Genomic DNA, 21427 nt, shown 5'->3' on the forward strand with positions numbered 1-21427 from the left:
CCCGTTCGCCGGGTTGCGTTTTCGCGCATTTGCGGACTCGTTTTAACATAGATTACGTGTAGGGGGCCGCTCGGGCGGCGCGCTGCGCCTGCGTGAAAGCCGCAGCCGCGGTCCCGGCGTCAGGCATGTCGCGTCGTCTTCGAGCCGCCGAACCGCGCGACGACGCTCGCGGCAGCGTCGGAATTCGTTCGCGGAACTGATGGCCCCATGAAGGATCGGGACGATGACTGGAACGGCGGGCTTCTTCTCTCGGCCGCCCGCCTCGCCCATTCCTCGCGGGAGATGCTGCGCCGGGTCGAGAGCTTCGGGCTGACGGGGAACTGGGGCTGGACCTTCGCGACCGGCGAGCAGGTCTGGTCCCTCGGCCTGTACGGGCTCCTCGGCCTGGAGCCCGGGATCGTGCGTCCCGGGATCGAGACCTTCCTCGCCTGCGTCCATCCGGCGGACCGGGCCTCCGTCGCGCTCGCCTGGAACGAGATGCGCTACGGCGTCCTCGGCGACCGCCGCTTCCGCATCATCCGCCCCAACGGCGCGCAGCGCACGATGCTCGGGCACAGCGAGATCCATCACGCCGCGGACGGCCGCCCGATCGGCGCGGCCGGGCTCCTCGTCGACGTGACGGAGCGCGAGCGGCTCGACCAAGCCCGCGCGGTCGACGCGGGGCGCCGCCGGAGCCTGTTCCGGGAGACCGGATCCTACTTCTCGCACATCCCGATGAGCCCGTTCGATCCCTATCCGCCCGAGCTTCTCGCCCTCACCGGCAAGCGTCGGGAGGATTTCAACGAGAACTGGCTCTGCGCGATCCCGCGCGAGGAGCACGGCTTCTGGCGGGGAGAGCTGATGCAATCCTGGGCGGGGACGAAGCCCTTCACCTACCTCTACACGCAGATCCGCGCCGACGGCGAGCGCGTCCGCTATCGCGGCACCTTCGCGCCGATCCTCGACGCAAGCGGGGGGACCGAGGCGTGGTCGGCCTTCACCGGCCCGGAGCGCATGGCGGTGGGGCCGGCGACCGGCGGCCTCGCCAGGGCGCTCGAATTGTCCGTCGCCGGCTGGCACCTGCGCGCGGCCCGCGCCCTGCTCGACTGGTCCATGACGGATCTCGCGAAAGCGAGCGGCCTGTCCTTCTCCAGCATCCGGCGGCTGGAGGAGAACGCGGACACGTCCTCCGCCCGCACCCGGCACGTCGCGATCGCGGCGCTGCGCCGGGCCGGCATCCGCTTCGCGCTCACGCAGGGCAACACGATCGCGGTCGCGAGGCTTTGACCCGGCGGGCGCCGCACCGCGCCCTCGCTCGTAGCCCCATGTGCGCGAGCGCACCGTCGGTGCCGGCACAACTCTGGTGCAGTGCAGCGAAGTGCCCACGTATCCCGCACCCGGTGACCTGTGCGGTCCCGGTTGACCGAGCCGCGGCGTATGTGCGCGGCCGAACAGCTTCCTTGAGAGACGCTATGCCTTCCTTGTTCGATCCGATCCGACTCGGCGCCATCGATGCGCCGAACCGCATCCTGATGGCCCCGCTCACCCGCGGCCGCGCCACGCGCACCCACGTGCCGACGCCGATCATGGCCGAGTATTACGCCCAGCGCGCCGGCGCCGGCCTCATCATCTCGGAGGCGACCGGCATCAGCCAGGAGGGGCTCGGCTGGCCCTACGCGCCCGGCCTCTGGTCGGACGAGCAGGTCGAGGCCTGGAAGCCGGTGGTCGCGGCGGTGCACGGGGCAGGCGGTCGCATCGTCGCCCAGCTCTGGCATATGGGCCGCATCGTCCATCCCGATTTCCTCGGCGGCGAGAAGCCGGTCTCGGCCTCGGCGACGACGGCGCCGGACGCGGCGCACACCTATTCCGGCAAGAAGCCCTATGCGGAGGCCCGGCCGCTCGACCTCGACGAGATCCCGCGGCTTCTCGCCGACTACGAGCGCGCGACCCGCAACGCGCTCGCCGCCGGGTTCGACGGCGTGCAGATCCACGCCGCGAACGGCTACCTGCTCGACCAGTTCCTGCGCGACGGCTCGAACTTCCGGGACGATGCGTATGGCGGCCCGGTCGAGAACCGGATCCGGCTGCTCACCGAGGTGACGCGGGCAGTCGTCGGCGTCGCCGGCAAGGAGCGCACGGGCGTGCGCCTCTCCCCGAACGGCGACAGCCAGGGCGTCGACGATTCGAACCCGGAGGCCCTGTTCGGCGCCGCCGCCGAGGCCCTGGGGCGCATCGGTATCGCCTTCCTGGAACTGCGCGAGCCCGGCCCCAACGGTACCTTCGGCAAGGCCAATCGTCCCCCCGTCGCGCCGACGATCAAGCGCGCCTTCGGCGGTCCCCTGATCCTCAACTCGGATTACGACGGCCGGTCCGCTCAGGCCGCCCTCGACGAGGGCGTCGCCGACGCGGTCGCCTTCGGGCGAACCTTCATCGCCAACCCCGACCTGCCGCGCCGGATCGCCGAGGACGCTCCCCTGAACAAGGACGTCGCGAAGACGTGGTACTCGCAGGGGCCGGAAGGCTACATCGACTATCCGACGCTCGCGGATTCGAAGGCCGCCTGAGGATCGGCAGGCACCAGCCTGCGCCGAGGACGCGTAACCCTGCCCCGGCGCCGGCTCCCATGCCGGCGCCGATTCGGCTCGGGCGCCCTGACTCAACTGTGTATTTTTAGACAGAACCTGATCTGGCCGCGGAATGTCGCGGCCTTGACTTGCAAGGTTGCTGCGATCCGGGATCTCCCGCCGCGGCAGCCGTACTTTTTTGCGGCTTTCGACCGGATCGGTGGTTTTTGTCCTGTTCCCGGGCGGGCACGCTGACTATCTCTCGGCGTGTGGAGAAGGATCAGCTCAATTGACGTCCGAATTGCCGGGCGAGGTGGCCCAGCCGGCCTGGTCCGAGGCCGAGCGGCTCGCGGACCTGCGCGCCCTGCACGTCCTCGACACCCCGCAGGACGCCGCCTACGACGACCTGATCCGGATCGCGGCCCTCGTCTGCGAGGCGCCCTCGGCCCTCGTGAGCTTCGTGGACGAGGAGCGGCAATGGTTCAAGGCCGAGATCGGGTTCGGCTGCGCCGAGACCCCCCTCGACCGGTCGATCTGCGCGCACGCGATCCGCGAGGAGGCCCTCCTCGTCGTGCCGGATCTCACCGCGGACCGGCGGACCCGCGAGAACCCGCTCGTGACGGGCGAGCCCTTCCTGCGGTTCTACGCGGGTGCCGTCATCCGCGGGCCCTCCGGCCTGCCGCTTGGCAGCCTGTGCGTCCTCGACCATGAGCCGCGGCCTCAGGGCCTCTCGCCTGCGCAGAGCGAGACCATGTGCGCGCTCGCTCGGCAGATCACGGCGCTCCTCGCTCACCGGCAGAATCTCGCGACGATCACCGCCCGCGAGGCGGAGCTCGAAGCGAGCGAGCGGCGGTTCCGCGTGATGACCGCGGCGATGCCGCAGATGGTCTGGACCACGCTGCCCGACGGGTTCCACGATTATTACAACGACCGCTGGTACGAGTTCACCGGGGTGCCCTCCGGCTCGACAGATGGCGAGGGCTGGAACGGCATGTTCCACCCGGACGATCAGGACCGGGCCTGGTCGCGCTGGCGTCACTCGCTTGCCACCGGCGAGCCCTACGAGATCGAGTACCGGCTGCGCCACCATACGGGCGCATATCGCTGGACGCTCGGCCGGGCGATGCCCATCCGCGACGCGAGCGGCCGGATCGAGCGCTGGTTCGGCACCTGCACCGATATCGAGGACCTGAAGCGCGCGGAGACCGAGGCGCGCAAGCTCGCCGCCGTCGTCGAGACGTCCAAGGATTTCATCGGCGTCGCCGATGCGGAGGGGCGGATCGTTCACCTCAACGAGGCGGCGCTCCGCCTCGTCGGGCTCGGCGACCTCGCCGCCGCCCGGGAGACCCGGATCGCGGATTATTTCATGCCGGCGTGCCAGCGCATCCTCGACGAGGTGGTGCTGCCGACCGTGCGCCGCGACGGCTGGTGGGAGGGGGAACTCGCCTTCCGCCATTTCGGCACGGGCGAGGGGATCGCCGTGCTCTACAACATCTTCCCCGTGCGCGACGCGGCCGGCCGGGAGGTCGGCTACGCGACGGTGACCCGCGACCTCCGGGAGCGCAAGCGCGCCGAGGAGGCCCGCGACCTCCTGATCCGGGAATTGTCGCACCGCATCAAGAACATCTTCGCGGTGGTGGGGGGCATCGCGGCCCTGACCGCGCGCAGCGACCCCGAGGCGCGCCCCTTCGTCGAGGCCTTCCGCGAGCGGCTGACGGCCCTCGCGCAGGCCCATGAATACGTGCGGCCCCACTCGCCGGAGAGCGCCCCCACCGTCGAGGGCGAGACGCTGCTCGGCCTGATGCGGCTCATCATGGCGGCCTACATGCAGGCCGGCCGCGCGCGCGTGGCGATCGGCGGGGACGACGCGCCGGTGGGCGAGCGGGCGGCCACCGCGCTCGCGCTGATCATGCACGAGCAGGCGACGAACGCGGTGAAGTACGGCGGCCTCTCGACGGAGAACGGCACCGTCTCGCTGACCGGCCGCATCGAGGGCGACAGCTATCATCTGACCTGGGCGGAGGCGGGCGGCCCCGTGATCGCCCACGCGCCGTCCCGCCGCGGCTTCGGCACGGTGCTTGCCGAGCGGAGCGTCGCGGGCCAGCTCGACGGCAGCCTGGAGCACGAATGGGCGCCGGGCGGGCTGGTGATGCGCCTGCGTGTCCCGGTGGCGAATCTGCGCTATTGAGGCGGCCTCTCCGCTCGCCCCTCTGCCTTGCCCGCCCCGCCATGACCCGTGAGCGCCCGCCCGCGCCCTGCCGCCTCGTCGTCCTCGATTTCGACGGGACGCTCGCCGACAGCTTTCCCTGGTTCTGCTCCGTCATCAACGGCGTGGCGGACCGCTACCGCTTTCGCCGCATCGCCGAGGACGAGGTCGAGGCCCTGCGGGCGCTCGGCGCCCGCGAGATCGTGGCGCATCTCGGCGTGCCGCTCTGGAAGCTGCCGGCCATCGCGCGCCACATGCACGGGCTCGCGGCCCGCGACATCGACGGGCTGCGCCTGTTCCCGGGCGTGCCGGACGCGCTGACGGCGCTGGCGGGACGCGGGCTGCGCCTCGCCATCCTCAGTTCGAACACGGAGGCGAACGTGCGCCGCGTGCTCGGGTCGGACCTCGCCGGCCTCGTCGAAGCCTATGCCTGCGGCGCCTCGCTCTTCGGCAAGGCGCGGCGCCTCTCCGCGCTGATCCGCCGCTGCGGCGTCGCGCCTAAGGAGGTTCTCAGCGTGGGCGACGAGATCCGCGATGCGGAGGCCGCCCGCGCGGCCGGATGCGCCTTCGGTGCCGTGGCCTGGGGTTACACAAGGGCCGACGCGCTCGCCGCCACCGGTCCCGACCATCTCTTCGAGGAGCCGGGCCAGATCGCCCGGCTGCTCGCCGGGACGCCCGTTCTCGCCTGAGGAGCCCGCGCGGCGCGGCGGGCTCCAGCCGACCCGCGATCAGAGGCCGCGGTTGGCGCCGGGCACGGGGCTGCTGCCGCTGCCGAAGGGCTCGTAGCGCGTCAGGCCGCGGAAGAGCTGGCTGAGGAAGGCGCGGTCCGCGCCGCTCGTCGGCGTCGTGCGCTCGATGAAGTCGAACACGCGCCCGTCCTGCAGCCCGTAGAGGGCCACGCGCTCCACCTTGAAGCCGGGGCTGAAATACACCGCGACCACCTTCTGATCCTGCACCGACTCGCCGAGGAACATCACCGTGCGGCGGGTGTTCTGGGAGATGTAGTACCAGGACTTGTTGCCGACCGTGGAGACCGTCGAGGGCGACCCGAGGATCTGCAGGACCTGCTCCGGGCTCGCGCCGGGCTTGATCGACGCGACGGCCGCCTGATCGATCTGGTAGCCGTGCCGAAGATCCTCGCCGATGCAGCCGGAGACGCCGGTGGCGAGGAGCCCGACCACGGCGAGACGAGCGAGCGACGAGACGAGACGGCGCGACATCGGCCCCCCTTGAGACTGTTGGCAACCCGGACACGGATGCGGGCTCCGGGCCTGTGCCCGATGAACGCTTGCGCCTTGGCCGTGGGTTGCCGTACCGCGGGGTTATGGTTTTGACAAGGCAAGCTCGGCCACACCCCAAAGCCTTCGCGCAGAGGCATGGGGGCGCCCGATGATCGCCCGCTTCTTCCGCCGCGGGGATGATCGCCGCGCGACGATCCGGCAGCTGCACGCCCGCATCAACGAGGCGTCGCGGCAGGTGGGGCTCTACGCGCGGCTCGGCGTGCCCGATACGGTGGAGGGCCGCTTCGAGTGCCTGAGCCTGCACGTCATCCTCGTCCTGCGCAGGCTCAACGCGCTGCCGCCCCCGGCCGCGGACGTGGCGCAGGACCTCGTGAACTCGGTCTTCCTGCAGCTCGATGCGTCGCTGCGGGAACTCGGCGTCGGGGATTTCGGGGTGCCCAAGCGCATGAAGAAGCTCGGTGCGGCCTTCTACGGGCGCGCCGCCGGCTACGATGCCGCCCTCGACGCGGACGATCAGGCCGCCCTGGCGGCGGCGCTCGCCCGCAACGTCCTGGGCCGCGAGGAGCCCGGGGCCGCGGCCGGGCTCGCGGCCTATGTCAGGGCCGCCAATGCGGGGCTGGCGCGGGCCGATCTCGACGCCATCCTCGCCGCCCCGCCCTTTCCCGATCCGGACGCGTTCGGAGATGCAGCATGACCCGTAGCGAGATGTACCGGCACGAGGGCGGCCCGCTCACCCGCTCCGTCAACGTCGAGCGCCTGCCGCAGGGGCGCGGCACGGTCACCGTCGAGGCCACGCAGGCCGAGTGCGACGCGCTCGCCCGGGATTTCGGCATCCCCGCGATCCGCGATCTCGTCGGCCGGTTCGATCTCGACGGCTCCTTGAGTCAGCTCCGCGTCACCGGGACCGTCGAGGCCTGCGTGACGCAGGTCTGCACGGTGAGCCTCGACCCGTTCGAGGCGAAGGTCAGCGAACCGGTCGAGGTCGACTTCACCAACGCCGATCAGCTCGTCGGCACCGACGCCGAGGATGCCGAATTGCCGGATCCGATCGTGAACGGCCGCATCGATTTCGGCGCGCTCACCGCCGAGTTCCTGGCTCTCGGCCTCGACCCGTATCCGCGCAAGCCCGGCATCGCCTTCGAGGAATTGCGGGAGGGCGAGGAGGAGAAGCCCTTCGCCGCTCTCGCCCGGCTGCGGGACGGCCAGCCCGGCGGGGAATAGGGCGCCGAATCCGCCCGGACTCAGATTTCGTTTGCCCGCCCCGCCCGGATCGCTATTTTCCGCGGCGCCGGGCGGTCCCCTCGAACAGAGCGAGCCCCCGCGACCCGGCAGCCCTCCGCACGAGGCCGCGACACAACACCCATGTCACAACGCGTGTGCATCTCGCTCGACGCCATGGGCGGCGATCACGGGCCGTCGACCGTCGTGCCGGGTGCGGCCATCGCCCGGGAGCGCCATCCCGAGACGACCTTCCTCATGTTCGGCGACGAGGCCGTCCTGCGGCCCCTCGTCGAGGCCGAGCCGCGCCTGAAGGGCGCCGTCGAGATCCGCCACACCTCGGTCGCGGTGGCGATGGACGACAAGCCCTCCCAGGCCGTGCGCCAGGGGCGCGGCAAATCCTCGATGTGGCAGGCGATCCAGGCGGTGCGCGACGGGCAGGCCGATGCCTGCGTCTCGGCGGGCAACACGGGCGCGCTGATGGCGATGTCGAAGATCTGCCTCAAGACGATGTCCGGCATCGAGCGCCCGGCCATCGCCTGCCTGTGGCCGACGATCCGCGGCGAGAGCGTGGTGCTCGACGTGGGCGCGACGATCGGGACGGACGCCGAGCACCTCGTCGAGATGGCGGTGATGGGCGCGGCCATGGCCCGCATCGTGTTCGACCTCGACCGGCCGACGGTGGGCCTCCTCAATGTCGGCACCGAGGAGATGAAGGGCAACGAGGCGGTGAAGGAAGCGGCCCGCCTCCTGCGCGAGATGGACTTGCCGAACTTCGCCTATCACGGCTTCGTCGAGGGCACGGATCTCGGCCGCGGCACCGTCGACGTGGTGGTGACGGAGGGCTTCACGGGCAACATCGCCCTGAAGACGGCGGAGGGCACCGCCAAGCAGATCGGCTCCTACCTGCGCTCGGCCATGAGCCGCACCCTGTCGGCCAAGATCGGATACCTCTTCGCCCGCCGCGCGTTCCAGGCCCTTCGCGAGAAGATGAACCCGAGCCGCGCCAATGGCGGCGTGTTCCTCGGGCTCGAGGGCATCGTCATCAAGAGCCACGGCTCGGAGAACGCGCAGGGCTTCGCAGCGGCCATCGACCTTGCCCACGACATGGCCCGCCACGATCTCATGCGCACGATCCGCGACATGCTCGACCAGACGCCCGCCGTGGTCTCCGCATGAGGCCGGCGGGAGAAGGATCCTCATGGTAGCCCTGCGTTCCGTCATCGTCGGCTGCGGCTCGGCCCTCCCGGCACGCGCCGTCACGAACGACGAGCTCGCGCAGCGCGTCGAGACATCCGACGAGTGGATCGTCCAGCGCACCGGGATCCGGCAGCGCCACCTCGCGGACGAGAGCGAGAGCACCTCGGTCCTCGGCATCCGGGCGGCGCAGGCCGCTCTCGCCGAGGCCGGATTGGGGCCCGAGGACATCGACCTCGTCATCTGCGCGACCTCGACGCCCGACCACACCTTTCCCTCCACCGCCACGCAGATCCAGGCGGGCCTCGGCATCCATCAGGGCGCGGCCTTCGACCTGCAGGCGGTCTGCGCCGGCTTCGTCTACGCCGTCACGACCGCCGACAAGTTCCTGACGACGGGGGCCGCCCGGCGCGCCCTCGTGGTCGGCGCCGAGACCTTCTCGCGCATCCTCGACTGGGAGGACCGGACCACCTGCGTCCTGTTCGGGGACGGCGCCGGCGCCATCGTGCTGGAGGCGCGCGAGGGCGCCGGCTCCAACGCGGACCGGGGCGTGCTGAGCACGAGCCTGCGCTCGGACGGCCGCCACCGCTCGAAGCTCTACGTCGATGGCGGGCCGGGCACGACGGGCACGACCGGCCGCCTGCGCATGGAGGGCCGGGAGGTGTTCCGCTTCGCGGTGGGGTCGGTCACCGACGTGATCGAGGACGCGTTCCGGCGTGCCGGCATCACCGTCGACGACCTCGACTGGTTCGTGCCCCATCAGGCCAACCGCCGCATCATCGAGGCCTCGGCCGACAAGATCGGGATCGCGCGCGAGAAGGTGGTGCTGACGGTCGACCGGCACGGCAACACCTCGGCGGCCTCGATCCCGCTCGCCCTCGACGTCGCCCGCAAGGACGGGCGCATCCGCGAGGGGGACCTCGTCATGATCGAGGCGATCGGCGGCGGCTTCACCTGGGGCGCCGCGCTCATCCGCTGGTGAGCGCCCCTGTCCGCGCAACCCGAACGGATCGGATTCGTTTTCGCCGCCCGATCCCGAGAGCCGCGGTTGACCCGGGGTACGGCGCCGATTAGCGTGCGGGATCATAGAGATACGCCGCAAGCGTCGAATCGCCGGGGGGGTCGAAGCATGACAGGAAAGACGGTCACACGCGCCGATCTGAGCGAGGCCGTCTACCAGCAGGTTGGTCTCTCGCGCACGGAATCCTCCGCTCTCGTCGAGACCGTCCTGTCGGAGATCTGCACCTGCCTCGCGCAGGGGGAGACGGTGAAGCTGTCCTCGTTCGGCTCCTTCGTCGTGCGGAGCAAGGGCAAACGGGTCGGGCGCAACCCGAAGACCGGCGTCGAGGTGGCGATCGAGCCGCGGCAGGTCATGGTCTTCAAGCCGTCGAACGTCTTGAAGGCGCGGATCAACGGGGCCAATGGCGCCGATCACACCGACGGCGACGATTGAGGCCGGCCCGCACCGGCGGCGACGGGCGGCGCAACGCCCGCGCAGGGCCGGTCGGTAGGGAAGGGGAGCGACCATGACGCTCGCAGCCGTAACCGAGGATGCCGAGATCGGCCCCCGGGCCGAGAAGGCGCCCGACGCTTTCCGCACCATCAAGGAGGTCTCAGAGGATCTCGACGTGCCGCAGCACGTCCTGCGCTTCTGGGAGACCCGCTTCGCGCAGATCCGCCCGGTGAAGCGGGCAGGGGGCCGGCGCTATTACCGTCCCACGGATGTCGACCTCCTGCGCGGCGTGCGACAGCTCCTGCACGGCCAGGGCTACACGATCCGGGGCGCCCAGCGGGTGCTGCGCGAGAACGGGGTCCGCTTCGTCCAGGCGGTCGGCCGCGGCGAGGCTGCGGCCGACGCTCCCTCGCCGCAGGAGACCGAGCCGGCCGGCGAGGCGAGCACCGCCGAGCCGCCGCGGGAGGCCGGCGCGGACAGGGCGCGCGCCGCACTGGAAGAGGCGCTCGCCGAGCTGAAGGCCTGCCGCGACGCGCTGGCGGCCCTGCGGCTCCCGCCGGAGCAATAGGCCGGGGAACGCGGCCCTGCCGTCGTACCCCGCGGTCGGGGCGGATCCGCCTCTTCCGTCCGGGAGACTTCGGTTGCTCGGCACACGGACCGGATGAGGGATGCGACCTCCTCGGACAGACCTGCACCCCTCACCCCAACCCTCTCCCGAATTGGAGAGGGGGCGCGTCGCGGCTGCCGATTGCGACAGGCGTCTCGCCGTCGAGCGGCCTGTCCTACCCCCTCAGGCTGTCGAGCGGTACAGGCGCCGCGTGCGGGCGGGTGCCGAGCATCCGATCGATCAACGCCAGCACCTCGGAGCGGCCGCAATTCGCCGCCGGCTCGAACGGCGTCCAGGTCTGCCGGAAGTCGAGTTGGGCGAACACGTCCCGGTAGCGGCGAAGCTCGTTGATCGTCAGCGGCACGCCCCGCACGAAGGCCTTGTGCGCCGAGATCGTCAGCGCCTTCCGGAAGTCGCGGGGATCGAGCTCGAACTTCAGGGCGTCGCCGCAGAAGAGGATCTGCCGCGCCCGGTCGTACAGCACGGCGTGCCCGTCGAAATGCCCGGCCGTGCGGTGAAGCTCCAGCCCCGGCAGCGGCTCCAGGAAATCGTCGTAGGGCCAGGAGACCTGCAGGGCCGCGCTCCAGGTGAAATCCGCCGCGGGCAGGCAGAGTTCGGGGTCGAACCGGTCCTGCAGCTGGACCAGCGCGCCGTAGGAATGGGGATGCGAGGCCGAGAGAACCTGCATGCCGCCGAGGCTCGCGATGTGATCGAGCGCCGCCTCGCTGAAGACGGGGCACGCCTCGAAGCCCATGTTGCCGGCGTCGGTCCGGATCAGGTAGGCGCTCGGCCCGATGCCGGAGACGGGCTCGTTCCAGAACCGCCAAACGCCGGGCTCCAGTTCCTGCCAGTGGCAGGGGAAGCGCTCCTGCGCCTGCCCCTCGGTCCAGAAGCGCCAGCCGTCCTGCGGAACGACGTGGCGGGCGTCGAGGCACATCGGGCAATGCGGCGGAGCCTCGAAATGGCGCTGCCAGAACCCGCAATTGTCGCAGGTATAGGCGGGCAGCTTGAGGGCGCCCGCGAAGGGCAGATATCCGGGCACGAAGCGTCTCGCGGCAGGTGACGGTGGGCTGACCTAGCAGGCCGGGGAGGCGAATGCACGGGGGCGGTCAGCGCCGCCCGAGGAGGCGGCGTGGCGCCCGGGCGGCCGTCAGCAGGCCCGCAACCCCCAGCGCCGCGACGCCCGCGAGGCCCAGCACCACGAGGTCGCGCTCCCGGCTCGTCCAGAACTCGGTGCGGGTGTGCTTCATGCGCTCGCCGAAGCGGCCCTCCGCGCCGACCTGACCCGGCACCGGATCGAACAGGTTGCCGGCCCGGTCGGGGACCGGGTGATCCTCGAGCTGGCTCTCCCAGGCGTCGGCGGCCTTGCGGTCGGCCAATCCCGGCGCGACCGCCTGTGCCACGGCCATCATGAGCGAGGAGCGCCCGACCCAGATCTCCCGGCGGGGATGCTCGACCGCGTAATGGATCGCCTCGGCGCAGAGGCGCGGGTCGAAGACGGGATCGGGCGCGTTCTGCCCGTGCCCGGTCCGGGTGCGCGCCCAGTTGAATTGCGGGGTGTTGACGGCGGGCAGGTAGACGACCGTCAGCGACACGTCGACGGCGTCGTGGATCAGCTCGGCCCGCAGCGCGTCCGTGAATCCCGAGACCGCGAACTTCGCCGCGCAATAGGGTGCCTGGAGGGGCGCCGCCCGGATGCCGAGGCCGGAGGAGACCTGCACGATGGCGCCGCGGTTGCGCGCCTTCATGTGGCGGAGCGCGGCGAGCGTCCCGAAGACCTGGCTCAGGTAGGTCGTCTCGGTCACCCGGCGGTACTCGTCCGGCGTGATCCGATCGGCCGGGCTCACCACGGTCGACATCGCGTTGTTCACCCAGGCCCGGATGGGGCCGAGCTCGCGCTCGACCCGCTCGGCGGCCGCATCGACCGCCTGCGCGTCGGAGACGTCGGCCGAGATCGCGAGGGCGGGGTGCCCGTGGGCCGCGAGCGCAGCCTGCGCGGCGTCGAGACGCTCCTGATCGCGCGCGATCACCGCGACCGACCAGCCGCGGGCGGCGAAGAGAAGGGCCGTCGCGAGGCCGATTCCCGAGGTCCCACCCGTCACGACCACCACGCGCGCCATTCCGCAACCCTCACGCTCGACCGCCCCGGCCCTTCAATGCGGGGCGCCCCGAACGGTTGCGGCCCCGCCCGGGTGCCGAATCGACACGGGGAGCGGGGCCGCGGGGAGTGGCGGCGTGCGGGCCGGCTCTAGGGGTGAGCCGGCGTCGCGTGCGGGTCGTGCTTGTCGGGCGTCGTGTTCTGCGGGTCCTTGCCCCGCTTCTTCGCGAGCCAGATCAGGATGTTGCGGATCACGACGTAGAAGACAGGCGTGAGGAACAGGCCGAACACGGTGGCGCCGATCATGCCGAAGAACACCGCCGTGCCGAGTGCCTGTCGCATCTCGGCGCCGGGGCCCGTCGCGATGACGAGGGGCAGCACGCCGAGGATGAAGGCGAAGGCCGTCATCAGGATCGGGCGCAGGCGCAGGCGGCACGCCTCGACGGCGGCGGCCACCGGGCCCTTGTGCTCGGTCTCCTCGATCTGGTGGGCGAACTCGACGATCAGGATCGCGTTCTTCGCCGCCAGACCGATCAGCACGATCAGCCCGATCTGCGTCAGGATGTTGTTGTCCTGTCCCCGCAATTGCACCCCGAAGAGCGCGGCGAGCACGCCCGTCGGCACGACGAGGATGATCGCGAGCGGCAGCGCCCAGGATTCGTACTGGGCGGCCAGCACCAGGAAGACGAGGAGCACGCCGAGGGCGAACACGTAGATCGCCGTCCCGCCCGCCGCCTTCTGCTGGAAGGCGATCTCGGTCCAGTCGTAGGCGTAGCCGCCGGGCAGCGCCTTCTGGGCCATCTGCTCCATGGCGTCGAGCGCCTGGCCCGTCGAGATGCCGGGCTTGGCCGTGCCCTGGATCGGCACCGAGTAGAACAGGTTGAACCGCTGCACGATCTGCGGGCCGGTGATCTCCCGGATCTGGGCGAGCGTGCCCATCGGCACGAGCGCCCCGGTCGAGGAGCGGACCTTGAGCTGCGTGATGTCCTCCTGGCTGACGCGGAAGGGCGCGTCCGCCTGCACGCGGACCTGGTAGATGCGGCCGAGCGTGTTGAAGTCGTTCACGTAGGCGCCGCCGAGATTCGCCTGCAGCGTCGAGAAGACGTTGGCGAGCGGCACGTCCAGCATCCGGGCGACCGTGCGGTCGATGTCGATGAAGAGCTGCGGCGTGTCGTTGCCGAAGGTCGTGAAGACCCGCTGCACGTCGTTGCTCTGGTTCGCTTGGCCGATCAGCTCGCCCGCGGCCGCGAGGAGCGGGCCGATATCCGACGATTGCCGGCTCTCGACCTGCATCTTGAAGCCGCCGCCCGTGCCGAGGCCGCGGACCGGCGGCGGCGGGATCACGATGATGCGCGCCTCCTGGATGCCGGCCGTGGCCTTGAGCACGTCGCCGGTCACGACGGCGGCGCTGCGGCCCTGGGCCGCCCGCTCCTTGGCGTTCTTGAGCGTGAGGAACATCACCGCCGCGTTGGTGGTGTTCGTGAAGGTGGCGCCGTCGAAGCCCGCGATGATGACGGTGTTCGTCACCCCGTCGACGCCGCGGGCGATCTCGGCCGCCCGCGTCACGACCTCCGTCGTGCGGTCGAGCGAGGCGCCCGAGGGCAATTGCACGACGCCGATCAGGTAGCCCTGGTCCTGGTCCGGGATGAAGCCCGTGGGCGTGGTCTGCGCGAGGTGGACCGTCCCGGCGATCGAGGCCGCGTAGACGAGGAGCATGGCGATCAGGCCGATCGCGTTCGCCGTCAGGAAGCGGATCGTCGCGGCGTAGCCGTGCGAGAGCTTGTCGAAGCCCTTGTTGAAGCCGTTGGCGAGCCAGTTCACGAAGCGGGTCAGGAAGAACTTCGGCTGGGCGTGCGCGTGGTGCGGCTTCAGGAGCAGCTTGCAGAGCGCGGGCGAGAGGGTGAGCGAATTGAAGGCCGAGATGATGGTCGAGGCCGCGATGGTGAGCGCGAACTGCTTGTAGAACTGGCCCGAGATGCCGGGGATGAAGGCGGTCGGGATGAACACGGCCGCGAGCACCAGCGCGATCGCAACGACGGCGCCGCCCACCTCGTCCATGGTCTTGTGCGCGGCCTCGCCGGGGGAGAGCCCCTCGGCCATGTTGCGCTCGACGTTCTCCACCACGACGATCGCGTCGTCGACGACGATGCCGATGGCGAGCACCAGCCCGAACAGGGTCAGGTTGTTGAGCGAGAAGCCGAGCGCCGCCATCACCGCGAAGGTGCCGACGAGCGAGACGGGAATCGCGATGACGGGGATGAGCGCCGTGCGCCAGCTCTGGAGGAAGACGAGCACCACGATGACGACGAGCGCCACCGCCTCGAACAGCGTCTTGTAGACCTCGTGGATCGATTCCTCGATGAACTCGGTCGGGTTGTAGGCGATCCGGTACTCGACGTCGGGCGGGAAGTTGCCCTTCAGCCGCTCCATCGTCGCCTTCACCGTGGCGGCCGCCGCGAGCGCGTTCGTGCCCGGGCGCTGGAAGGCGCCGATGCCGACCGCGGGCGTGGCGTTGAGGAAGGAGTTCGTCGTGTAGTCCTTCTGCCCCATCTCGACGCGGGCGATGTCCTTCAGGCGCACGAGGCGCCCGTCCCGCGCCTTCACGATGACGCTGGCGAACTCGTCGGGCGTCTGGAAGCGCCCCTGAGACTGCACCACGAGCTGGAACGCGCTCGAGGAGGGCGCCGGCGGCGCGCCGAGGGCGCCCGCGGCCACCTGCACGTTCTGCTCCTGCAGCGCGCCGGTGACGTCCGTTGTGGTGAGGCCGTAGGCCGCGAGCTTGTCGGGATCGAGCCAGATGCGCTCGGCATACTCGTTGCCGCCGAAGATCGTGATGTCGCCGACGCCGTCGAGGCGGAGCATCTCGTCGCGGATGTTCAGGTAGATGTAGTTGGCGAGGTAGTTCTGGTCGTAGGTCTTGTTCGGCGAGAGCAGGTGCACGACCAGCATCAGGTCGGGCGAGGCCTTGCGGACGGTGACGCCGAGGTTGCGCACGTCCGGCGGCAGGCGCGGCTGGGCCACCGAGAGCCGGTTCTGCACCAGCACGTTCGCGATATCGAGGTTGGTGCCGACCTTGAACGTGACGGTCAGCTGCATGTTGCCGTCGTTCGTGGAGAGCGACGTCATGTAGAGCATGTTGTCGACGCCGTTGATCTCCTGCTCGATCGGCGTCGCGATGGTGGCCGCCACCGTCTCGGCGTTCGCGCCGGGGAAGGAGGCGCGCACCGTCACGGTCGGGGGCACGATCTCGGGATATTGCGAGACCGGCAGCGACGCGTAGGCGACGTAGCCGAGGATCAGGAAGACGATCGACGTGACCGAGGCGAAGATCGGGCGATCGACGAAGAAATGGGCAAAACGCATCGGTCAAACCTCTCGCCGCCCGGCGCCTCGCGGCGGCCGGCAGCCTGCGTCGTCTGCGGCGCGACGCCCGGGGCGCGCGGGCCACGGGCGGCGGTCAATCGTGTCTCCCGCTCGGGTGCCGTGCGGCGCCTCAGGAGCGGGTCGGCGGCAGCGTCTTCGTCTCCGGCGTCACCTTGGCGCCGGGGCGCACGCGGGTGAGCCCGTTGATGACGACGGTCTCGTCGCCCTTCAGCCCGTCGCGGATCACCCGGTAGCCGTCGACCTTCGGGCCGAGCTTGACCTCCCGGGCGGAGGCGGTGCCGTCCTCGGCGATCACGTAGACGATGCGCTTGTCCTGGTTCGCCGAGACCGCCTCGTCGGGCAGCATGATGCCCTGGAAGGGCTTCGTCGCCGGCAGGGAGACGATGCCGAACAGGCCCGGCTTGATGAAGTTGTCCGGGTTCTCGACGGTGGCGCGCAGCAGCACCGTGCCCGTCTGGTTGTCGACGCGGTTGTCGACGAAGTCGAGGGTGCCCTTGCGGGTGGGCTTGTCCTCGCCCGTCAGCGCGATGAGGATCGGCACGCCCTTGCCCTGCTGCGAGGCGCCCATGCCGATGCCGAGGCTGCCCTGGTACTTCAGGAACGAGCGCTCATCGACGGTGAAGCCGAAATAGATCGGGTCGAGCGAGACGATCGTCGTCAGCAGCGTCTGGTCGGTGATGACGATGTTGCCCTCGGTGACGAGGCGCCGGCTGATCCGCCCGCTGATGGGGGAGCGGACCTCGGTGAAATCGTAGTTGAGCTGGGCCTGGCGCAGCGCGGCCTCGGCGTTGTCGACATCCGCCTGCGCCGTCTGCGAGGCTTGCCGGCGCTGGTCCGTGACCTGCTCGGAGATGTTGCCCGAGCGGCTGAGCGTCTGGGCGCGCTCCAGGTCGGTCTGGGTGAAGTTGAGGCGCGCCTTGGCGGAGGTGAGCGTCGCCTGCGCCTGGTCGAGCGCCGCCTTGTAGGGGCGCCGGTCGATGATGAAGAGCAGGTCGCCCTTCTTCACGTTGGCGCCGTCCTGGAAGGCGATCTTGTCGAGGTAGCCGGTGACGCGCGCACGCACCTCGACGAATTCCACCGGGTCGAAGCGGCCGGTGTAGGAATCGCGCTCCACGATCTCGCGGACGACGGGCTTGGCCACCGTCACGGTGGGCGGCGGGCCGCCCGGGGCCTGCGCCTGGGCCGGCGCGGCGAACCCGGCGAGGAGGAGCGGGGCTCCCAGCCCGACAGCGAGGAGGAGGTTCGAGAACCGGCGCTTGTGCATGATGGGTATCCCTACGCTTCGCGCCCTACTCGGCCGGGCCGGGGCGCGTGGTGCGCCACCGCACACGGCCGATCCCGATGCGGGATGACGGCGCCCGAGCGCCGCGTCTTCGCCCGATCACTCGACCGGCTCTCCGGAGGCCGCCCAATCCTTGAAGCCGCCCCGGTAATGCGCCTCGATCGGCAGACCCGCGGCCTGGGCCGCCGCGAGGGCGTGCACCGACCGGACCCCCGACGCGCAGGAGAAGACGGGCCGGCGCGGGTCGTCGGCGATCAGCGCGGCGAGGGCGTCCGTGTCGAAGCTCGAGAGCGGATGGGGCACCGCGCCCGGAATGTGGCCGCCCTCGTATTCGTGCGGCTCGCGCACGTCGATGACGAGGAGCGCGTTGTCGGCGAGCCCCTGCTTGATCGCGTCCCGGTCCAGATCGACGACCTTCATGCGCACCATCCTCGTCAAAGTCCGCGCGGCGGAGGCCGCGCCCCGGAGCATCCATAGCCAGGGACCGGGCCCGAGGCGACGGTGACGCCGCGCAAGACTTCGGCATCCGACACGATCGGGGGTGGGGCTGACGTCTTTCCATATTCGTCAGCCGTCACAGGTGCAACTGCAGGCTATGAGGGAAGCGTGGAGAGCGCCGCCTCCACCCGCTCGAAATGCGCGGCCCAGCTCGGCGGCGCGTAGGTCGCGAGGCGGCGCACGCGCTCCGCCCGCAGGGAGGAGGCCGGCACCGCGAGATCCTCGATCGTCCGCCCCCAGCCGGGGCCGTCGAGGGGGTCGAGGAACAGGGCCGCCTCGCCGCCGACCTCGCGATGCACCGGGATGTCGGAGGCCACGACCGGCAGGCCGCTCGCCGCCGCCTCGACCACCGGGAGGCCGTAGCCCTCCGTGAACGACGGCATCAGCAGGGCGGTCGCGGAGCGCATCAGCGCGGCGAGGCCGTGCGTCGAGAGCCCCGATACCTCGACGACGCTGTCGCGGATCGCCTCGCAGCGGTCGAGGAGATCCACGATGTTCTCCGCCTCCCAGCCGCGCCGGCCGACGAGGACGAGGTAGGGCGTGGCAGGCCCTATCCGCTCGGCCAGGGACCGCCAGAGATGGAGGAGCAGGAGGTGGTTCTTGCGCGGCTCGATCGTGCCGCAGACGAGGAAGACCGGGCGGTCCGGGGCGAGGCGCGGTCCTTCCCGCCCGAAGGCTGCCTCGATGCCGAGGTGGCCCACGGTGATGCCGGGCGCCGTCGCCCCGGTCCGGGCGATGTGGCGGGCGACCCGTGCGCCGACATCGGCCGAATTGACGACGATGTGGGCCGCGTGGCGCGCCACCGTGCGCAGCCGCGCCGCGTGCCGCTCGGCCTCACCGGGGCGACCGTATTCCGGATGCGTGATCGGGATCAGGTCGTGCAGGAAGAAGACCGGCTGCAGGTCGCGCCGGTCGTACAGCCAGTCGAAGCGCTCGGGGCGGTCGAGGCGCAGATGCGAGGTGTGGACGTAGACGGTCCCCGCCGGCAGCGCGTCCGGGCCGCCTGCGCGCAGGGTGCGCAGCGAGGTCTCGGCCTGGATCCGGCGCCGGCGCCACGCATCCCGCTGTGCGCGAGGCGGGCTTGCGGGGGCAGGCCCGCGCGTCTCCGCGCCGAGGCGGGCGGCGAGGCGCCGGTAGACGGGATCGGCCTCCGCCGCGACATCCTCGACCCAGCCCGCGGCGACCGCCTCGACGATCGCCGCGGCGCCGGCCCGGTCGATGACCCGCGGCCCGAGCGGCGTGGTGACGAGCCCGAAGCGCGGGCCGGGGCCTTCGAGCGCCCAGCGGGCATAGGCGAGATCGACGCGGTCGATTCCCGTCGGGCTCGCGTGGCGCAGGCGCGTGATCAGGCGGGTGAGGTCGAAGGCGACCGGTCTGTCTGTCATGGATGTCCGAACGGTGCGGCGGGCGTGTCGAGGCTTCGGGTTAACCGTCCCGCGCGGCCTCGACCAGCCGCCGTGCGCGCCCCGCGGATGGGGGTTGCGCAGGCGATACCGGAAAGCTAAGACGCGCAAGCCCTCTCGGGGCGTCGGAGCGTAGCGCAGCCCGGTTAGCGCACTAGTCTGGGGGACTAGGGGTCGGAGGTTCGAATCCTCTCGCTCCGACCATTTTTATCTTTCTGTTTTAGAGCGTTGTTAAGGGCGGCCTAGAGCCGCTTTTTTCGTTTCTTGGGGCTTGGGTCCGATTTGGGCCTTTTCGCAACAAGGCAGGGTAAATGGCTCACGGTCGAATTGGGCGGATCACCGAGCCGCGGACACGGATGCTGGCTGCGTACGCTCGTGCGCTGGGCCTTCGGTCCGCCCTGCCATCCAGCGGGCCCATCACAGGTGTCTTAGCAGAAGATTTCAATAATATTCTCGATACGGTCGTCGATCAAATTCCAGATATAGATTTAGAGATCCGAATTAGTCTTGATCATTGTTGGGGAGATGCTGGTGGCCGTCTGCCGAAAATGTATTGTGAGGCTGCAGTTTTGCGAGCGAGAGTTTCGCAACTCATATCTTATCTTGAGCATATTCATCATCTAAATAGCAATATCGTTGAAATTGGCAGCCTATTTAATTCAATCAAAGATGATGATCTAAAATCCAGGTGCTCTGATTTACTGTCGGCGCCCGGGAATTTCGACCGCGCAATCAATCAGGCCACTCAGGTACTTGAGGACAAGCTGCGGAAAATTTCTAAGATAGACAAAGATCTCACCGGACCTAATCTTGTTAACTCAGTTATCAACTCGACGCCTTCAAAGGGGTTGCTTCGTGTAGCGGAGAATGACGATGAACATGAGGGAATTGCGCACATTTGTCGTGGTATAATGCTCGCCTTTCGAAATCCGACGCATCATTCATTGAGCGATGATTACACTCGCGAAGACGCTTTAAAACTGTGCGCTTTTATTGATAATTTGATTTCTGCTATCGAACGAGCCGAGCCGATTCAGAAATAACGGCTTAAATGACAAAAGGCGCGTCTGTGAGGACGCGCCTTTTCCATTGCTTTGGCAGATTGGGATCGTTGCAAGTTGATTCGTTGGAACACCTCACGCACGATCCCACGCATCCTCATCACGACGTATTGCCTCTCCGGATGCACGGTGTCGAAATTCGGCTGGGTTAGCCAATCGTCGCCGTCGGGCGTCAGCGCTACCGGAGCGAAATTATCAAGGTGGCCATGCTCGCGAAGGTGCATACACGCGTACATGTGGAGACCGGTCGATAGCGTCTCGCCGGACCCGGTGATGCTCAGCCCCATTTTTGCGAGCCCGGCGATGATGGCGAGGTGAATGGCGTCCGAGAGCGAGTAAGAGCGCACCTTGCCGCTGCCGAGCTGCCCGACCTTCATGGCGCCGCGGTGCTGCCATCGTTGAATTGTCGTCACTTCGACCCCGGCTATTTCCGAGCGTCGGTTCAGGCCGAATCTTTACCGCGAAGCCCTGCTCCGATGCATGAGGCACGTGCCATCGGTTCTGAGGGGGAGAGCGATCACCGCGGCGGACATGGTGTCACCCTCTCAAACGTGGGGTGACTGCGTGGTGGAGCGAGCCACGGCCCTTGGCGGCCCTCTCAGCAAGCGCCTTCTCCACAATCTCAATAATCATGCTCCTATCAGGGCGAAGCTTCCGACCCTTTCTCGCGGGGACGGTCGAGCGCGCGGGCACCTCTCCGCTTCAGCCGGCCTAATGCCACTCGGCCAGTTCGACGGTGACGCCCTCCGGCCCGTCGATGAAGACGAGCTTGCGCGCGTGGAAATCCATCATCGCGTTGCGCGGCTCGAAGCCGTGCGCCCTCAGCCTCGCGACTTCCTCCTCTACATCGTCCACCGCAAAGCAGATGTGGTTCATGCCGAGCTTGTTCAGGTCGCGGATGTGGGGATCGGGCAGCGGATCCGGATGACGGTACCGCAGAAGCTGGATCTCGGTCCGGGGCGTCACGTCCGCCAGGACGAGGGTTACGTGGTCCGCCTCGATCTCGGGAACGCCCATGTAGCCCGAGAAGGGCTCTCCGGCGATCACGACGGACATGGCCTCCCGGAAGCCGAGGACGGCGAAGAACTCCTTGGCGCGGTCGAGATCCCGCACCACGATGGTCAGATGGTCGAAGCGCCTGAGCATGCTCCCGGCCTCCTCCTGCGACGGCCCCGCCGAGACGGGAGCGCGGCACGGGCCGGGCCCCGCGCGCCGGACGTCGCCTGCCCGTCACGG

The 21427-nt window shown here is 69.6% G+C and carries 20 protein-coding genes and 1 tRNA gene; 12 read left to right on the forward strand and 9 right to left on the reverse strand.

Going from position 1 to position 21427, the window contains the following annotated elements; translation table 11 throughout:
• The first annotated feature begins 207 nt into the window (after window positions 1-207).
• The 4 genes from J2X36_RS14180 to J2X36_RS14195 all read left to right on the forward strand — a co-directional run bounded on the left by J2X36_RS14180 (window position 208) and on the right by J2X36_RS14195 (window position 5438).
• A complete protein-coding gene (locus J2X36_RS14180; protein WP_310350710.1) occupies window positions 208-1266 on the forward strand; it encodes a PAS domain-containing protein in 1059 nt (352 codons plus the stop codon).
• Between the two features lie 185 nt (window positions 1267-1451).
• Window positions 1452-2543: an alkene reductase gene (locus J2X36_RS14185; RefSeq protein WP_310350713.1), complete on the forward strand. Its 1092-nt coding sequence runs from the start codon at window positions 1452-1454 to the stop codon at window positions 2541-2543.
• 289 nt (window positions 2544-2832) lie between these two features.
• Window positions 2833-4731 carry a PAS domain S-box protein gene (locus J2X36_RS14190; protein WP_310350714.1) on the forward strand — a complete coding sequence of 633 codons (1899 nt, stop codon included), beginning with the start codon at window positions 2833-2835 and terminating at the stop codon, window positions 4729-4731.
• A 41-nt stretch (window positions 4732-4772) separates the two neighbouring features.
• Entirely contained in the window at window positions 4773-5438 is a 666-nt protein-coding gene (locus J2X36_RS14195) for an HAD hydrolase-like protein (protein ID WP_310350864.1), read from the forward strand.
• A 39-nt stretch (window positions 5439-5477) separates the two neighbouring features.
• Here the strand turns inward: J2X36_RS14195 and J2X36_RS14200 are convergent, their stop codons facing one another.
• The gene (locus J2X36_RS14200) at window positions 5478-5969 is read right to left on the reverse strand and encodes an outer membrane protein assembly factor BamE (protein WP_310350716.1); all 492 of its coding nucleotides are present in this window, start codon (window positions 5967-5969) and stop codon (window positions 5478-5480) included.
• A gap of 169 nt (window positions 5970-6138) precedes the next feature.
• Between J2X36_RS14200 and J2X36_RS14205 the strand changes: the two genes are divergently transcribed.
• The 6 genes from J2X36_RS14205 (at window position 6139) to J2X36_RS14230 (ending at window position 10426) form a co-directional block, all read left to right on the forward strand.
• Window positions 6139-6684: a ubiquinol-cytochrome C chaperone family protein gene (locus tag J2X36_RS14205; RefSeq protein ID WP_310350718.1), complete on the forward strand. Its 546-nt coding sequence runs from the start codon at window positions 6139-6141 to the stop codon at window positions 6682-6684.
• Window positions 6681-7211 carry a DUF177 domain-containing protein gene (locus tag J2X36_RS14210; RefSeq protein WP_245516380.1) on the forward strand — a complete coding sequence of 177 codons (531 nt, stop codon included), beginning with the start codon at window positions 6681-6683 and terminating at the stop codon, window positions 7209-7211. Before J2X36_RS14205 ends, J2X36_RS14210 begins: the two co-directional genes overlap by 4 nt.
• A 141-nt stretch (window positions 7212-7352) precedes the next feature.
• Window positions 7353-8387: a phosphate acyltransferase PlsX gene (plsX, locus tag J2X36_RS14215; protein ID WP_132249453.1), complete on the forward strand. Its 1035-nt coding sequence runs from the start codon at window positions 7353-7355 to the stop codon at window positions 8385-8387.
• Between the two features lie 22 nt (window positions 8388-8409).
• Window positions 8410-9387: a beta-ketoacyl-ACP synthase III gene (locus J2X36_RS14220; RefSeq protein WP_132249455.1), complete on the forward strand. Its 978-nt coding sequence runs from the start codon at window positions 8410-8412 to the stop codon at window positions 9385-9387.
• A 147-nt stretch (window positions 9388-9534) separates the two neighbouring features.
• Window positions 9535-9858 (forward strand): integration host factor subunit alpha, encoded by a 324-nt coding sequence (locus J2X36_RS14225; protein WP_132249457.1) that lies wholly within the window; start codon window positions 9535-9537, stop codon window positions 9856-9858.
• Between the two features lie 73 nt (window positions 9859-9931).
• Window positions 9932-10426 (forward strand): MerR family transcriptional regulator, encoded by a 495-nt coding sequence (locus J2X36_RS14230; RefSeq protein ID WP_132249459.1) that lies wholly within the window; start codon window positions 9932-9934, stop codon window positions 10424-10426.
• Between the two features lie 214 nt (window positions 10427-10640).
• On the opposite strand, the gene J2X36_RS14235 is transcribed toward J2X36_RS14230, so the two are convergent.
• From J2X36_RS14235 to J2X36_RS14260, 6 genes are all read right to left on the reverse strand, one after another.
• Window positions 10641-11507 (reverse strand): MBL fold metallo-hydrolase, encoded by an 867-nt coding sequence (locus tag J2X36_RS14235; protein WP_310350734.1) that lies wholly within the window; start codon window positions 11505-11507, stop codon window positions 10641-10643.
• A 67-nt stretch (window positions 11508-11574) separates the two neighbouring features.
• On the reverse strand, window positions 11575-12585 hold the full coding sequence (locus tag J2X36_RS14240) for an SDR family oxidoreductase (RefSeq protein ID WP_310350737.1): 1011 nt from the start codon (window positions 12583-12585) through the stop codon (window positions 11575-11577).
• A gap of 128 nt (window positions 12586-12713) precedes the next feature.
• Complete coding sequence (locus tag J2X36_RS14245; protein ID WP_310350741.1) at window positions 12714-15926, reverse strand: multidrug efflux RND transporter permease subunit; 3213 nt, start codon at window positions 15924-15926, stop codon at window positions 12714-12716.
• A gap of 130 nt (window positions 15927-16056) precedes the next feature.
• Window positions 16057-17211: an efflux RND transporter periplasmic adaptor subunit gene (locus J2X36_RS14250; protein WP_132249467.1), complete on the reverse strand. Its 1155-nt coding sequence runs from the start codon at window positions 17209-17211 to the stop codon at window positions 16057-16059.
• Between the two features lie 117 nt (window positions 17212-17328).
• Window positions 17329-17649: a rhodanese-like domain-containing protein gene (locus J2X36_RS14255; protein WP_132249469.1), complete on the reverse strand. Its 321-nt coding sequence runs from the start codon at window positions 17647-17649 to the stop codon at window positions 17329-17331.
• 173 nt (window positions 17650-17822) lie between these two features.
• Window positions 17823-19112, reverse strand: a complete 1290-nt coding sequence (locus tag J2X36_RS14260; protein WP_310350748.1) for a glycosyltransferase family 1 protein — start codon at window positions 19110-19112, stop codon at window positions 17823-17825.
• 144 nt (window positions 19113-19256) lie between these two features.
• Here J2X36_RS14260 and J2X36_RS14265 point away from each other — a divergent pair.
• Window positions 19257-19334 (forward strand) — tRNA-Pro (locus J2X36_RS14265).
• Between the two features lie 152 nt (window positions 19335-19486).
• Window positions 19487-20173 (forward strand): TIGR02391 family protein, encoded by a 687-nt coding sequence (locus J2X36_RS14270; RefSeq protein ID WP_310350750.1) that lies wholly within the window; start codon window positions 19487-19489, stop codon window positions 20171-20173.
• Here the strand turns inward: J2X36_RS14270 and J2X36_RS14275 are convergent.
• Window positions 20164-20637: a MerR family transcriptional regulator gene (locus J2X36_RS14275; RefSeq protein ID WP_310350866.1), complete on the reverse strand. Its 474-nt coding sequence runs from the start codon at window positions 20635-20637 to the stop codon at window positions 20164-20166. The genes J2X36_RS14270 and J2X36_RS14275 overlap by 10 nt on opposite strands.
• A 265-nt stretch (window positions 20638-20902) precedes the next feature.
• Window positions 20903-21337: a VOC family protein gene (locus J2X36_RS14280; RefSeq protein ID WP_310350753.1), complete on the reverse strand. Its 435-nt coding sequence runs from the start codon at window positions 21335-21337 to the stop codon at window positions 20903-20905.
• Window positions 21338-21427 lie beyond the last annotated feature (90 nt).

It is taken from the genome of Methylobacterium sp. BE186 (assembly GCF_031457035.1).
In the GTDB taxonomy this organism is placed as follows: Bacteria; Pseudomonadota; Alphaproteobacteria; order Rhizobiales; family Beijerinckiaceae; genus Methylobacterium; species Methylobacterium segetis.